This window comes from Sphingobacterium sp. N143 (genome assembly GCF_030325625.1).
Classification (GTDB): Bacteria; Bacteroidota; Bacteroidia; order Sphingobacteriales; family Sphingobacteriaceae; genus Sphingobacterium.
Map to the genome: position 1 here is coordinate 180,116 of NZ_JACAIS010000007.1, position 15,694 is coordinate 195,809.

The following is a 15,694-nucleotide window of genomic DNA, read 5'->3' on the forward strand; positions in this document are numbered from 1 at the left end:
TAGTTGTAAATTATTATGCCTCTAATCATCGTTATTTTGGGAGTAGCTTTGCTACTTCTTTTAGTCACTGTCGTCAGGTTAAACACGATCTTTTCATTACTAATAACCTCTGTTGCGGTCGGTTTTGCTATGCATATGAATGCTGTCGATATCCTTAAATCTGTTGAAACCGGAGTGAGTAGTACCATGGGTCAGTTGGCACTTTTGTTGGCTTTCGGGTCTTTACTGGGTAAATTGATGGCCGAGGGGGGCGCTGCAGAAAAGATCACAACGAAACTAACGGCGGTATTTGGCAGAAAGAACTTACCTTGGGCAATGGTGCTCACGGGCTTTTTAGTAGGAATTCCTTTATTTTACAATGTCGGTTTTATCGTCTTGGTACCGTTTGTTTTCATGGTCTGTGCTTCCAATAAAATGCCCTTGCTTTACGTGGCTATTCCACTGCTGGCAGCGCTGTCCGTGACGCACGGTTATTTGCCACCGCATCCGGGAGCTACAGCCATAGCGGTTACTTACAATGCGGATATAGGTCTGACAATGGCCTATGGCATTGTGGTGGCAATTCCTGCCATAATTATCGGTGGACCACTCTTTGGTAGGATGCTTAAGCGTATTCCGACCAACCCACCTGCCGAGTTTTTTCCTGAACACAATCAAGCAGATAAGAAAGAGCTTCCCGGATTTGCAATTAGTATATTTACGGGGCTGTTTCCAATAATTTTAATTGCTTTTGGTTCATTTGCACATCTAATATTCCCGGAAGATTTCCCTTGGCTGACGGCCCTACGTTTCCTGGGTGACCCGGTGGTGGCTTTAATGATTGCATCTCTGGTAGCGATGTACACGATGGGAATCCGCCAGGGTAAAAGTTTGCGGGAGCAGTCAGAAAGTGTGGAAGAAGCAATCCGTGGGATCATGATGATCCTTTTTATCATTGCAGCATCAGGCGCCTTCAAGCAAATTTTGGTAGATAGTGGTGTAGCGAACTACATCGCAGACCTAACCGCAGACCTTAGCTTGTCACCTCTTGTGCTTGCCTGGTTAATAGCTGGTATCATTCGCCTGGTGATCGGTTCGGCAAGTGTTGCTGGACTCACGGCAGCGGGCATTATGCTCCCCATTGTGCAGGCAGGAGATGTTACTCCTGAATTAATGGTGCTCGCGACTGGAGCGGGCAGTCTCATGTTCTCCCACGTCAACGATCCGGGGTTTTGGATGTTTAAATCTTATTTTGGAGTGAGCGTGAAAGATACGTTTCGCTCATGGACGGTGATGGAAACGCTCGTTTCTGTTGTTGGATTGATCGGTGTCTTGATTTTACACTGGCTTGGTCATTGATAGCTAATGAGAAAGTTTCATATTGCCATAGGCTCCTGTCCTTTGCTAAAGCTGCCGCAAGACCAGCTCCATACCTTGAAGGCAAAGCTTGACAATGGGGTTTAAGGTGAAAGTGAACCAAATTTTGTTATTCTAAAACTATGGGGAAATTACATCGATTTCATATCTTTTTGTTGTTCTGGGTGGGAACCTGTCTCACTGGGGCTTCAGCTTTTGGACAATCGATAGCCTATACAGTTGACAATATACCCAGTCCAAAGCAGAAAGGACAAGATTATTTTGTCTCCAACCCTGATGGGATTCTGTCTTCGGGTACTGTAGCTGAATTGGATGGTTTATCCACACAGATTGAAGCTGCTACCAAAAGTGAGTTTGCCATTGTATTGGTCAATGACTATGTTGGTGACAGCGATTTTGAATTTGCATTAAAGCTATTTAATGCCTGGGGTATCGGTAAGAAGGAAAGCAATAATGGGCTATTATTGTTTATTGCCAAAGACCGGCGGGAATATCGCTTTATTACAGGTTATGGCATGGAAGGTACATTGCCTGATGCCTATCTAAAACGAATCGGCGAAAAGTATCTGGTACCTAATTTTCGAAATGGAAATTATGATCAAGGCGTCCTGGAGGCTTCGCGGTTTATCAAAACCATTCTGACATCACCCGACAGTAGGGCCGAACTGGAACGTTTGATGCCCGAAGCAACTCCAATTTGGAGTTTTAGAAGTCCTATCCTGAGAAATTCACTTTTGGTACTGGCTTTATTTGCCCTCTGTTACATCTGGCTGGGCGAAGTGACCCGTGCGATCAAAGGAAAGCTAACCAAAAAAAGTAAATATTTTCCACCACTGGTCAGCGGCTGCGGTTGTATGGGAATGCTGATGTTTGCCAGTGTATTTATATGCGCTTTTGCGCTGAACAACTTCGAAATTGTTTATCAATGGAAGAACCTACCTTATTTTGTGTTTATATTTGGAAGCATTACACTGGCGATGAAATATAATGCAAGCCGTACACAGATTATTAATTCCTATCGTGATGAAGAAAATATCCAGCAGGCCTTGCGTAAGTTTCGTGTATGGGGACTTATTCCTTTAATGTTAAGCCCTTTGGCGCTGTTTGATCTCTTTGGAATAAATAAACGGATCCGAAGGAATGAACTTCGGCTGACCCCTCCAGATGGCTCAGGACGTTGGTTGCGCATGAATAAGGATGATGCCGATACCCGGGAAAGTGCATATTTGGATAAAGGGCAGCTTTTGGAAGAGAAAATCGGCAGCCGGTCTTATGAGATCTGGGTAGATCAGACAAGTAATGAGACCAAGCTGGTTCCCTGGGATGAAAATGCAGGGTACATGGATTGTCCGCAATGTCATTACCGCACATTTGAGACCGGTCTTTCACGGACGATCCGATCCGCAACCTACAATTCGCAGGGACTGGAGGAACGTTTTGATAAATGTAAGAACTGTGGCCATCGCGTCTCCCATGGTGAGCATACCATACCAGTTAAAGTGCGATCTTCATCGAGCAGCTCCAGTGGTGGTGGTTCTGGTAGTAGTGGTGGTGGAAGTTTTGGCGGTGGTTCGTCCGGCGGCGGCGGGGCTGGCGGAAGATGGTAGCTTGTCGATGTCATTCTTCTTGAGGTAATGAATAGGAAAAACTTGACTTTTGCTGATTGTCCACTATTGGAAACTGATATTTAATCGATTGATAAGCAGCTGTTTTATTGTATGCAGTGGAGATAGACTCTCTTTTCGAAAGGATTTAATCATGATTTTGTTACAAATGACAAAAGGTTAATCTTGTTCATTTTTAGTCGAGATTTATGGATAAGAGGCCATATAGTATCATTTTTATCTTTTTTTTCTGTTTTCGTGAAAAAAAATATTTGGATTATAAATTGTTTTATTTCAACTTTAAGACTAGTAAATAATTTTAATTTATATATAAACTTACACGTTTCATGAAACCATCATGATTTATTTGACCTCTCTGAGGGATGAATAAATCTGATCGCTTCATCACAATTAAAAAAAATTATTCAGATGAAAAAAATGATTTTATCTGCAGCGATTGCTGCACTTTTCTTAGCTTCTTGTAATAATGCAGATAGCAAAAAGGTAGAAACAAAGGATACTACAATGTCAGTAGATACAGAAGATGGTGTTGCCCAGACCACCAGTACAGAAACCACTACCACCACTGAAGTCCCTAAATTTAGTTCTCCGGAAGCTCAACAGTTGGCCGAGGACTATACAAAATATGTAAATGAATATGTTTCCGCGGCTAAAAGCGGCGATGCTACTAAATTGCAGGAACTAGCAGGACAGCAACAAGAATGGGCAACCAAAACTGCTGCAGCTGCTTCGAAATTAACCCCGGAAGATGCGAAATTGTGGTCAGAGTATGCACAGAAGTTAGCTGCTGAGCTGACTGCTGGAGCTGCCCAATAGCTGGTAAAAGGAAAGTGGGAAAACAAGATCCCACTTTCTTTTTAGATATCACCGAGAAATTAAAAGGGTAGATCATCATCGTTGTCTTTCGGAGGAATTGGACTGTCATTGCTTGTACCGTTCTGATCAGAAAGAATTAGAAAGCTATCCACTTTAATTTCAGTGACATATTGTTTTAACCCATCGGTATTTTCATAATTACGATAGGTGAGTTTTCCTTCAACCATTAATTTGGTCCCGCGCTTGCATTTTTTCTCAATGGTATTATTCTGATTGCCCCAAATGACGAGGGTATGCCATTGTACTTCTTCAACCCATTCTCCGGCCTTGTTTTTAAAGAGATCATTGGTAGCGAGACGTATTATCGAATACGTTGTTCCTGTAGTGGTCGTTTTGATGACAGGATCATTTCCTAGATGACCGATTAATTGTACTTTGTTTCGTAATGTGCTTATTGTCTTAGATTTTTAAATGTTTTTAATAATTCTTATTTTAGTCATAAGCCACAGTTTTACTCCTATGCTTAATGATCTTGAGCAAAGATGAGAAGTGGATGAGGTATTAATCGTTTATTTACCATTTGTATTCGACTATAGTCGATTGTAACCGTTTGTTGTCGTTTAATCTTCCGTTATGGCTATTGAAAGAGTCTGTCTTGAATGTGGTGAACGTATACAGGGGCGTTCCGATAAGCGATTTTGTGATGATGCTTGTCGAAATACGTATAATAATAAACTCAATAGTGATCAAACGAACTTGGTCCGAAATGTGAATAATATTTTACGGAAAAATCGTCGTATATTATTCGACGCACTGGGAAGTGAAGGAATGCTGAAGATACAGCAAGAAAAACTGAAAAGTTTAGGTTTTGATTTTAAATTCCATACACATACATTTTCCAATAATAAGGGACAGGTTTATCGGTTTATTTATGAGGTGGGGTACCTCTTGCTTGAACATGATTGGGTATTGATTGTTCAAAAGAAACCTTTTTAGTTTTAACTGTAGCTATTCGATGAAAAATGTATAGTCATCTTGAGAGAAACGCCAAAAAGAAACCCTAGATGAACAATCATCTAGGGCTTTTATTTATATCAATATAGTTTAAGAATTATTCTGCTCTTAAGATTTTGGCAGCTTCTACCATTGATTCTAATGCGGCTTTAGTTTCTGGCCATGCACGAGTTTTTAAACCACAGTCTGGATTGACCCAAAGTTGTTCCGCAGGAACTACAGCTTTTGCTTTACGCAATAAGTCCACCATCTCATCTTTGCTTGGTACGCGTGGTGAGTGGATATCATAGACACCAGGACCAATATCATTTGGATATTTGAAATCACCTGCAAAAGCATTTAATAATTTCATTTGAGAACGGGAAGTCTCAATGGTAATTACGTCTGCATCCATTGCTGCGATATCTTCGATTACGTTGTTAAACTCAGAGTAACACATGTGGGTGTGGATCTGCGTATCATCTTCAACATTGGATGAAGATACACGGAATGCACGTACAGCCCAGTTTAAATAATCTTTTTGATCTGCTTTGCGCAATGGTAATCCCTCACGGATTGCTGGCTCGTCGATCTGAATGATTTTGATACCTGCTTTTTCCAAAGCTTGTACTTCGTCCAGGATCGCCAATGCGATTTGGTAAGTTGTTGTTGAACGTGGTTGGTCGTTACGTACGAAAGACCATTGTAAGATTGTTACAGGACCAGTCAACATCCCTTTAACCGGACGGTTTGTCAAGGATTGTGCATAAGACGACCAGCGTACAGTCATATCTTCCGGGCGGTATACATCTCCATAGATGATAGGAGGTTTCACACAACGTGAACCATAGGATTGTACCCAACCGTTTTGTGTGAATGCATATCCAGCTAATTGCTCACCGAAGTATTCAACCATGTCATTACGTTCGAACTCACCGTGAACCAATACGTCGATATCCAATTGCTCTTGAAGACGGATTGTGTTTTCAGTCTCTTCGGCAATCGCTTTATCATACTCTTCCTGTGTGATCGCTCCTTTTTTCAAATCAGCTCTCCATTTACGCACATCTTTTGTTTGTGGGAAAGAACCGATTGTTGTTGTAGGGAATGCTGGCAAGTTGAATTTCGCTTGTTGTGCCGCTTTACGGTCAGCAAAAACGGATGTACGTTTTGCATCATCATCAGTAATGTTGCTTGTACGCTCTTTTACCTCTGGTTTGTGGATCAATGGAGAAGTACGGCGGCTTTCAGCTGCAGCTTTGTTTGCTTCAAAACGTTTTGCTGTTTCTGTATCAACTTCACCTTCCGCTAAGACCGCTAGATCTTTTACTTCCGCTAATTTTTGTTTTGCGAATGCCAACCAGTTTTTAACTTCAGCAGGTAATGATTGCTCATTATGCTCATTATCCAAGTCAAAAGGAACGTGCAATAAAGAGGAAGAAGGAGCAATCCAAACGCGGTCTTTACCTAAAGTATCAACTGCTTGTTTGATTTTAACCAATGATTTTTCGTAATCGTTTTTCCAGATGTTACGGCCTTCAACAATACCCAAAGATAATGTTAATGAAGCAGGAACTTTTGCTAAAACGGTATCCAATTGGTTTTCGCCACGTACAAGATCCAAATGTAAAGCATGGATAGGTAGGTTGACTGCGACATCTTCGTTGTCTTTTAATGCTTCGAAGTAAGTCGTTGCGATCAATTTGATGTTTTTTGCTGCTGCAGCTAATTTCTCAAAAGTAGGTTGGTATAACGCTTTTACTTTTGCGTCTAAATCCAATGCCAAGAAAGGCTCGTCGATCTGAACGTATTGTGCACCAGCTTCTGCCAATTTAGACAAGATTTGCTCATATACAGGAACTAATTTGTCCAATAGGTCGATACGGTCGAAACCAGCTTCTTTTTCTTTACCGATCAAAAGGTAAGTGATCGGACCAAGTAAAACTGGTTTTGTCTCAATACCCAATGATTTTGCTTCGTTGTATTCATTTAAGAATTTCTCAGAAGTCAATTTGAACTCTTGATCTTTTGTGAATTCTGGAACCATATAGTGGTAGTTGGTGTCCAACCACTTGGTCATTTCCATGGCAGTCACATCGATTCCCTCTTGTTGGAAACCGCGAGCCATTGCAAAATATAAGTCTAAACTGTAATTGTTGTCTACTTTATTTAATAAAGAATGATAACGGGCAGGAATTGCACCAACAGTAAGTGTTAAATCCAATACTTGATCGTAAAAAGAGAAATCGTTGGAAGGGATCAAGTCTATTCCAGCATCTTTTTGCGTTTTCCAATTGCCTTCACGAATTTTTTTTGCTGTATCCAATAATTCCTCAACAGAAGATTTTTTAGCCCAATAGGCCTCATTGGCTTTTTTCAATTCGCGGAACGCGCCCACACGAGGGTAACCTAAATTGTTAGTCAATAACATAATGAATGTTTTATTAATTTCTTTCAACTATATTTCTTGCTAGAGAGAAGGACACACTAGAATTCGGTGACTTCGGCTTATCATTCCCAATACTGTGTTGGGTAGAATTTAGCACCTTGTCAAGGGACAGGTTGCTAAGGCTTCATCGGGTCTATTCCCTCTGCCTTTCTCTATAAGCGACGCTAAGTTAGAATATTTCTTTTTGATATGCAAATTTTTTATAAAAGTGCATCCATTTTTTTTATTCTTCTAATGATAGAAAGTTTTATTTGCCTTCTTTTTATCAAGGAAGAGGTGTGAATGCACATACTTCGCATTCACACACAATTTGTTTAGCTGACCAGCAGTTTGTACCCTTTTCCATGAACATTGACAATTTCCACCTTACTATCTTCTTTTAAGTATTTTCGAAGTTTGCTGAGGAATACATCCATACTTCTTCCGGTAAAATAGTTGTCATCATGCCATATTTTCAATAAAGCTTCTTCTCTGGTCAATACATCGTTTTTCTTTAGACAAAGAAGACGTAATAATTCAGCTTCTTTGGTCGAAAGTTTCTGCGTCTGTCCTTTGTATGAAATCTGTTGACTGGTATAGTCAAAGAAGTAGTCACCGATTTCAAATTTGTCTGCAACGATTTCATCTTCTTTATCCCTGACACTCCGCTTCAAAAGAGCATTAATCCGAAGTAATAACTCTTCCACTCGGAAAGGCTTTGTGATATAATCATCTCCACCTAGTTCAAATGCTTCGGTCTTATCTTCCATCATACCCTTTGCTGTTGCGAAGATGATGGGAACTGTATTGTTTGTTTTTCTGATCTCACGTCCGACCGCAAAGCCATCCTTTTTAGGCATCATGACATCAAAAATGCATAAATCATAGTTGTTTTTTTTGAATTGAGAAACAGCTTCGTCACCATCAGTACAGAGCGTAACGTCAAATTTCCCTTTTAATTCGAGATAATCCTTTAAAAGATCCCCCAAATTGGGATCATCTTCTGCTAATAATATCTTTTGCATAATGAATCTATTATTTTTCACTAATGTTCCTTGAATATACGAAAAAGGAACGTGTTATTTCTTAATGGGCAAAATTACTTCAAAGGTCGTACCCTTATCTTTTTCGCTTTTAACCGTAATTCTACCGTTCAATCTTCTCAAAATATCCTGTACGTAGCTTAACCCCAAGCCAAATCCTTTGACATTGTGAACATTGCCGGTAGGGATGCGGTAAAACTGATCGAATATCTTTTGAAGATGGTCCCGGCTCATGCCGATTCCGTTGTCTGCTATGGTGACAACAATGCTATCAGCCACGTTTTTTGAACTGACATGTACATGCAGATTCCCTTTGCTGTATTTTATGGCATTATCCATTAAGTTGTAAAAGACATTTGAAAAATGGAGCTCATCGCCTACGGCAATATCTTTAGTTGCGGCAAGGTCAATACTGAATTTTCCGCCTATATTTTGCATACGCAATTGCATGCTGTCAGTAACTGCTGAAACAAGGTCATTGATGTGTACATCTTCCTGATCGAGTTTTAGGGTTTCCTTTTCCAAGCGGGCCAGATCCAGGACACGCTCTATGTGATTACCCAGACGAACATTCTCATCATAGATGATATTGGCCAATTTTTGTACACGATTATGATCGGCATTAATGTCTGGATCTTTCAGGGACTCGCTGGCAATCATGATCGTTGCCACAGGAGTTTTAAACTCATGAGTCATATTGTTGATGAAATCTGTTTTCATCTCAGAAACCTTCTTTTGCTTGAAGATGATAAGAAGTGTATAGGCAAAACAGCCAAGTAGTAAAAACAATAATGCGAGCATTGGAAGGAGCAAATAGCCCATATTATCTGCTATGATGGCCTTTTTATTTGGGAAGTATATGGTCAATTTACCTGGCGCAGCACCAATATCACCTTTGAAAAGAGCTGTAGAATATCTGGTCGTGTTCTTTGAAGTATTTAGACTGGCCTCGTTTAAGATATTATTTAATAATATATTGCTTGTGCTCCATATTTCAATGTTAAAGGGTACTCTAATATCCCGTTGCGCCAATTCTTCCTTCAGGAGTTCTTGAACAATAATAACGTTTAACCGATCCTTCAATGGTCTTTTTGCCAGTTCCATCCCGATGGCAACATCCTCGATGTAATCTGCCTTCTTTCCGCCCAACATGGCCACAGAATCATAGACATTAAATTCATAGCCCGCATTTTTTCTGGACAATTTATTTAATCTGGTCTCCAGGTCAAATATCTTTTTAGATAATTTGGGGTCTGATCTTGGAGGTAAGGCAACAAGATCTTTTCTAAGTAGTCTTCTAAAATCGTCAATATGAACAATCAGAAAACGAGTACTATCGTCTTTTGCCTCTACCCGCGGAATTGTTTTCGTCGCCGAAACAATAACATCTTCCTGATAATATAGCCCACTGGTAGGAGTCTTAACAATATTGATCTCAACCAGATCCTGGTATTGTGTCCTTCTAATATAAGTTTCATAAAACCAATTCTCAATATTGATGATGTTCGGGTATAGTGCTTTTAGCTTGTCTTCTTCGATTTTATATTTTTGATAGATACGATCCAATTTCCCCCGCAGGTCCTCAATCTGAGTCTGGAGCTGTAACTGTTGGGTCAGCTGGCGTTGTTTGGCCTGTTCCTGCTTGGATTTTTCGATGTTACGTTCCTGCTGAATTTTGGCAAAATCAACCACTTCCTGGCGCTCAAGTTTTCCTGCAACGGCGGTGAGGGCCGCATTGACAGACTCATCAAACAGTTGGGATTTTTGACGGTACGAATCTCTCAAGAAATAGAATTGCATTGCCAATACACCAATAAGGGCCAATGACATCAGTCCAATGATTAATACAATACTATTTTTTTTCATTAGAATAAATTGTTGTTTATTAAGCCTGCTTTTTTAATATATCATTATAAACCCATTGCTGTTTGGCAATGAATTGATCATGGGCCATTTCTAATTTATATCCTCGGTGAATTCCGGGTTACCTATTAATGATCTTATGAACCCCTCTTTATTTATTATTTAAATTGTTACAAATATAAAGATGCAAATGTGTTTTGAAGCTGTTTTAACAATGTTTAACAGCCATAGCTATAGATCTTGGCTATGTTGTTGTAAATTAGTGTGTAAATAGCGTGTTGAATTCTTGTAATGTTTAAATTTTCATTATCAGTGTGATGAATACGAATGTTAAGTGGGCTAAGTCCCATCTGGCCAATGGAAGAAAAACTGTGCTTGCCAACTCATGAGATAATACGGGTATTGATGGATCTGATCGAGATAAACACGAATGAATAATGGAGGGTGTCGAGTTTATTGGAGACAAAAGCAAACAAATACATATCAATAATTATTTACAGATGAAAAATTACGTATTGTCATTGACATTATCTTTGCTTGGAGGAATTGCCTTTGGGCAGGTCAAATTGAAGGAACATCGTCCTTTACTGCAGCGGAAAGAATCGAACATGCCTATCCTTAAGCTAGATTCTTCTGATAGAAAATATAACATGCCCGTCAAAAAATTCAAGCGTGCAGATAGTCTGGCACCAATGCCTGGGACAGAGAAAATGCCGAAAGGAGGACAGAAAAAGCGGCCTTCCCAATACCAACCCTTAACGGATACCTTGAAAGTGAAGGATTTCAAACTAAAAATAGATTCATTGTATCCAAAAAGGCAAAAAAAATAGCGTGACCCGATAGGTCACGCTATTTTTTTTGCCTTCATGTTATCTTATAGTTGAGAGACACGAATAGTATTTGTTTTACCTTTTTCAATTAAAGGCGTGGAGGCTGTATTGATAATAATCGAACCAGGTTTAACATAATTATTTTTTATGATAAATTTATTGACATCATGGATAGAGCCGTCTGTACTCTCGAATTTATCATATATAAATGTTTTCACTCCCCAAAGCAGACTGAGCTGTTTCAATAATTTTTGGGTACCGGTGAATACCAAGACATCAACATTTGGTCTGTAGCTCGCAATTTCAAATGCTGTAGCTCCTGAAGATGTTAATACCGCAATTGCTGAAGCATCTGTTTTTTGTGCCAGGTAGACTGATGAAGCACAGATTGCATCTGGAATGAGCGTTCCATCGTGAATTTCACTAACTTTCTCATTATAATAAGGATAAGAAGTTTGTTCCACGTGGATAATAATTTTGCTCATGGTTTCGATCACAATCTCTGGGAATTCACCTACAGAAGTCTCACCACTCAACATAACAGCATCTGCTCCATCCAATACAGAATTGGCGACATCATTTACCTCTGCGCGCGTAGGGCGAGGGGTGGTGATCATGCTTTCCAGCATTTGGGTAGCAATGATGACAGGTTTAGAAAGATCTCTACATTTTTGGACAATGATCTTTTGAAGTCCCGGTACTTCTTCCATTGGAAGTTCTACACCTAAGTCTCCACGAGCCACCATAACAGCGTCTGTGGCTTCAATAATGGCATCTATGTTTTCGATAGCCTCTGGCTTCTCAATTTTCGCAATTATACGGGCATGGCTACCTTTTGCTGCTATGATTTTTTTACACTGAACGATGTCTTCTGCAGAGCGAACAAACGACATGGCAATCCAATCAGCACCATTATCCAACGCAAAATTCAGGTTATCCAAATCCTCTTCCGTTAAAGAAGGGATTGATACTTTTGTATTGGGTAAGTTTACACCTTTACGTGAAGTAAGTACGCCGCCATGGACCACTTCACAAGTGACCGTATCTTTATGGTTGGTCTCTAAAACACGAAGTTGAAGTTTTCCGTCATCAAGTAAAATGATTTCGTTGGCTTCAACATCGTTTGGAAAGTTTTCGTATGTAATATAGATTCTGTCTTCGTCCCCAATAAGTTCGTGTGTAGTCATTTCTACTTTTGAGCCATTTACGAGAACAGCGCCACCTTCTTTCATTTTTCCGATCCTGATCTTTGGACCTTGTAAATCTGCTAAGATGGCAACATTGAATCCAGTTTCATTATTTATTGCATTTATAGTTTCGATTACCTTAAGGTGATCGGACTGGCTGCCATGAGAGAAATTCAACCGACACACATCAACCCCTTTGGCAATCATGTTGGTCAAAACTTGTTTGTCTGCCGAAGCAGGGCCTAATGTTGCGACAATTTTAGTCCTTTTTTGAACTTTTTCCATCTGTTATTTTGTATTTTTTAATGTTCTTCATTTATCACAACAAATAGCACGCTATATTGTTGTGTACTGTCCAAACTAAAACGAATTAATTTAGATTTATGGGAGGTGTACTTGCTACACTAACCTACAGTGCGCTAAAATATGAGATTTTCTTTAGATTTCAATATTTTAGGAGATATTTCTTTTGCAATGACGACTTCTGGTAATCTGCTGATCTTTTTGATAATATGCTCAACATCATCTTCACAGATGTAATTTTTGATAATGATAAAAAAATCAAAGTGTGGATTTTCAGGAATTAAAAAAGCTCCTTCAATACTTTTATTGTTAATAAGATAATATTCTGTGTCAGAGTCGGTACTCACATAATGAAAGGAAGTGAAATGCTGGCTTATTTTTTTCTTTGCGTCAAAGATGATATGATATTCAAGCTCTTCTTCGGATTTATTTTTAGGTCTGCCGTCATGATCATTCTTGCTTTCTTTACCTCTAGCAAAATTGAGATTCGTTTCCTTATTGATAAAGTGGCAGAGCCGGTAATCTTTGAGCGAACAGGTAATGGCAAGAAGGGTGAAATCCAATTCTTCATCCATATCCATGTCTAACCTTGCTACTAACTTATTGACCACTTTTAATCCTTAAATATTTTGTTCTTTGATAACGAAGGTAGTAATAATTTTAGGGTCGGAATATACTTTTTATGTAAAATTTGAGTTAATTAGGGAAGCGTTTGGAATACAAAATAATTTTTGTTATACTTGAAGTAAGTTAATATAGAGTGGGTTAGCTAGTATAAGACGCGAATAAGTTCGGTCGCCTAACATGGTGACTTTCATCTAAATATCAATTTAGGTTTGAATTTTGATGAAATTTATTTTTCTTTGCACAGATTTATTAAACAATTAAACTATAAAATCATGTCAGATATCGCTTCAAGAGTAAAAGCAATTATCGTTGAAAAATTAGGTGTTGACGAAAACGAAGTAACACCAGAAGCTTCATTCACTAATGATTTAGGTGCTGATTCACTTGACACTGTTGAGTTGATCATGGAGTTTGAAAAAGAATTCAACGTTGCTATTCCTGATGACCAAGCAGAGACTATTGGTACTGTTGGTCAAGCAATCGCTTATTTAGAAAAAAACGTTAACTAACTAATTTAATTAGGCTAATCGTAATAAATGGAGCTTAAAAGAGTAGTAGTAACAGGATTAGGCGCCCTTACACCAATTGGTAATACCGTTCCAGCTTACTGGGAGGCGTTAATAAATGGTGTAAGCGGAGCTGCTCCTATTACGCATTTTGATGCGTCAAAATTCAAAACTCAGTTTGCGTGTGAGGTAAAGGGGTTTGATCCACATGATTTTATGGATCGTAAGGAAGCTCGTAAAGTCGATCCTTTTGTCCAGTATGCAATTGCGTCTACTGATGAGGCGATTAAAGATGCTGGCTTAGATTTTGAAAAATTAGATACTAATCGTATCGGAGTGATCTGGGGCTCAGGAATAGGCGGTTTGACAACTTTTACAGAAGAAGTTGCCAACTTTGCCAAAGGGGATGGAACACCACGTTTCAATCCTTTCTTTATTCCTAAAATGCTCGTCGATATCGCTCCAGGACATATTTCAATGCGTCATGGCCTTCGTGGTCCTAACTTTTCAGCTGTATCTGCTTGTGCATCTGCTACCAATGCAATGATTGATGCTTTTAACTACATCCGTATGGGAAAAGCTGATGTAATTGTTACTGGTGGCTCTGAAGCTACAGTCAATGAAGCTGGAATCGGAGGATTCAATGCAATGCATGCTTTATCAACCCGGAATGATGATCCTAAAACAGCTTCTCGTCCTTTTGACAAAGACAGGGATGGTTTTGTTTCAGGGGAAGGTTCAGGTGCTTTGATTCTGGAAAGTTTGGAACATGCCTTGGCTCGTGGAGCAAAAATCTATGCGGAGATTGCAGGGGGAGGAATGAGTGCTGATGCACACCACATTACTGCTTCGCATCCTGAGGGATTGGGCGCTAAATTAGCCATGACAATGGCAGTCAACGATGCTGATATGAACTTCTCGGACATCGATTATATCAATGTTCATGGAACTTCCACACCGGTAGGTGATATTAGTGAAACAAAAGCTATTGTTGATCTGTTCGGCGATCATGCTTATAAATTGAATATCAGTTCAACAAAATCAATGACAGGACACCTTCTTGGTGCAGCGGGAGCTATTGAAGTCATTGCTTCCATACTGGCTGTACAGAATGATATTGTCCCACCGACAATCAATCATTTTACTGATGATCCAGAAATTGATAATAAACTGAATTTTACATTTAACCAAGCGCAAAAACGTACTGTTAATGCTGCTTTGAGTAACACATTTGGATTCGGTGGACATAATGCTACCGTTATTGTAAAGAAATATAAAGCTTAATGTTTGATCCTTCAAACATGGTTTGATAATATGAGCTAGCGACAGGTTCTTTCATTAGGACTTGTCGCCTTATTTTTAGAAGAGATGCCCTTTGCAAGGATATATAAGTTGTATTTTTCGTCAGATCGGGAATATGTTAGAAAGCTAAAGAATTTGCTTGGATTTGTTCCGGGGAATGTACATTTGTACAAGATGGCATTTAGACATAAATCTGTTGCTGTTATTATTAAAGATGGTGCGAAGAATAGCAACGAACGCTTGGAGTTTCTGGGCGATGCTGTCTTGGGTTCAGTCGTTGCAGAGCTGCTATTCAAAAAATACCCTTATAAAGACGAGGGCTTTCTTACTGAAATGCGCTCTAAAATTGTCAGCCGTGCCAATCTCAACCAACTTTCCCGAAAGCTTGGGTTGAATGAACTTATTCAGTTTGATGCCCGGATGATTAGCTTCCCAAATAAGCAAGGGTCCTTATTGGGCGATGCGTTCGAAGCATTGATCGGAGCTGTTTATTTGGATAAGGGCTATGTGTTTACGAAGAGCTTTCTCCTGAACCGTATCATTAAACCACATGTTGATATCCAATTGCTGGAACAGACGGAAACTAATTTCAAGAGCCGTTTGATTGAATGGTGTCAACATACAGGAAAGGAAATTCTCTTCCAACAAATAGATAATCCTGAAGGTGAATCGGCCAAGATGTTCAGTGTTGAGGCTGTTGTTGATGGAGTCGTATGTGGTCTGGGGCGTGATTTTAATAAAAAGTCAGCTGAAAAATTGGCTGCCGAAAAAGCCTGCGAATTACTCAAGATTCTGGAAGTTGAATAAAGGATTTT

Annotated in this window: 14 protein-coding genes and 1 riboswitch; of the genes, 8 read left to right on the forward strand and 6 right to left on the reverse strand. The window is 39.4% G+C overall.

Translation table 11 applies throughout. The features are described from left to right. The first annotated feature begins 15 nt into the window (after positions 1-15). From HX021_RS14545 to HX021_RS14555, 3 genes are all read left to right on the forward strand, one after another. Complete coding sequence (locus tag HX021_RS14545) at positions 16-1,338, forward strand: gluconate:H+ symporter (protein ID WP_286591154.1); 1,323 nt, start codon at positions 16-18, stop codon at positions 1,336-1,338. A gap of 140 nt (positions 1,339-1,478) precedes the next feature. Further along, complete coding sequence (locus tag HX021_RS14550; protein WP_286591155.1) at positions 1,479-2,963, forward strand: TPM domain-containing protein; 1,485 nt, start codon at positions 1,479-1,481, stop codon at positions 2,961-2,963. A 435-nt stretch (positions 2,964-3,398) separates the two neighbouring features. Further along, positions 3,399-3,797: a hypothetical protein gene (locus HX021_RS14555; protein WP_286591156.1), complete on the forward strand. Its 399-nt coding sequence runs from the start codon at positions 3,399-3,401 to the stop codon at positions 3,795-3,797. Between the two features lie 59 nt (positions 3,798-3,856). On the opposite strand, the gene HX021_RS14560 is transcribed toward HX021_RS14555, so the two are convergent. Beyond that, complete coding sequence (locus tag HX021_RS14560; RefSeq protein WP_286591314.1) at positions 3,857-4,252, reverse strand: single-stranded DNA-binding protein; 396 nt, start codon at positions 4,250-4,252, stop codon at positions 3,857-3,859. Positions 4,253-4,430: 178 nt separating this feature from the next. Here HX021_RS14560 and HX021_RS14565 point away from each other — a divergent pair, with 178 nt between their 5' ends. Beyond that, positions 4,431-4,793: a hypothetical protein gene (locus HX021_RS14565; RefSeq protein ID WP_286591157.1), complete on the forward strand. Its 363-nt coding sequence runs from the start codon at positions 4,431-4,433 to the stop codon at positions 4,791-4,793. A 115-nt stretch (positions 4,794-4,908) separates the two neighbouring features. Here the strand turns inward: HX021_RS14565 and metE are convergent, their stop codons facing one another. The 3 genes from metE to HX021_RS14580 all read right to left on the reverse strand — a co-directional run bounded on the left by metE (position 4,909) and on the right by HX021_RS14580 (position 10,127). Then, positions 4,909-7,221 (reverse strand): 5-methyltetrahydropteroyltriglutamate--homocysteine S-methyltransferase, encoded by a 2,313-nt coding sequence (gene metE / locus HX021_RS14570; RefSeq protein ID WP_353621042.1) that lies wholly within the window; start codon positions 7,219-7,221, stop codon positions 4,909-4,911. 74 nt (positions 7,222-7,295) lie between these two features. Further along, a riboswitch (SAM riboswitch) is annotated at positions 7,296-7,400 on the reverse strand. Between the two features lie 153 nt (positions 7,401-7,553). After that, positions 7,554-8,243, reverse strand: a complete 690-nt coding sequence (locus tag HX021_RS14575) for a response regulator transcription factor (RefSeq protein ID WP_286591158.1) — start codon at positions 8,241-8,243, stop codon at positions 7,554-7,556. Positions 8,244-8,297: 54 nt separating this feature from the next. Continuing rightward, positions 8,298-10,127 (reverse strand): sensor histidine kinase, encoded by a 1,830-nt coding sequence (locus HX021_RS14580; RefSeq protein ID WP_286591160.1) that lies wholly within the window; start codon positions 10,125-10,127, stop codon positions 8,298-8,300. Between the two features lie 497 nt (positions 10,128-10,624). On the opposite strand from HX021_RS14580, the gene HX021_RS14585 reads away from it, so the two are divergent. Next, complete coding sequence (locus HX021_RS14585; protein WP_286591162.1) at positions 10,625-10,954, forward strand: hypothetical protein; 330 nt, start codon at positions 10,625-10,627, stop codon at positions 10,952-10,954. A 44-nt stretch (positions 10,955-10,998) separates the two neighbouring features. On the opposite strand, the gene pyk is transcribed toward HX021_RS14585, so the two are convergent. Further along, entirely contained in the window at positions 10,999-12,426 is a 1,428-nt protein-coding gene (pyk, locus tag HX021_RS14590) for a pyruvate kinase (protein WP_286591163.1), read from the reverse strand. A 134-nt stretch (positions 12,427-12,560) separates the two neighbouring features. Then, a complete protein-coding gene (locus tag HX021_RS14595) occupies positions 12,561-13,055 on the reverse strand; it encodes an IPExxxVDY family protein (RefSeq protein WP_286591165.1) in 495 nt (164 codons plus the stop codon). Positions 13,056-13,343: 288 nt separating this feature from the next. Between HX021_RS14595 and HX021_RS14600 the strand changes: the two genes are divergently transcribed. From HX021_RS14600 to rnc, 3 genes are all read left to right on the forward strand, one after another. Next, entirely contained in the window at positions 13,344-13,580 is a 237-nt protein-coding gene (locus HX021_RS14600) for an acyl carrier protein (protein WP_028070665.1), read from the forward strand. 27 nt (positions 13,581-13,607) lie between these two features. Further along, on the forward strand, positions 13,608-14,861 hold the full coding sequence (fabF, locus tag HX021_RS14605; RefSeq protein ID WP_286591166.1) for a beta-ketoacyl-ACP synthase II: 1,254 nt from the start codon (positions 13,608-13,610) through the stop codon (positions 14,859-14,861). Positions 14,862-14,945: 84 nt separating this feature from the next. Then, positions 14,946-15,686, forward strand: a complete 741-nt coding sequence (rnc, locus tag HX021_RS14610; RefSeq protein WP_286591167.1) for a ribonuclease III — start codon at positions 14,946-14,948, stop codon at positions 15,684-15,686. The last annotated feature ends 8 nt before the right edge of the window (positions 15,687-15,694 follow it).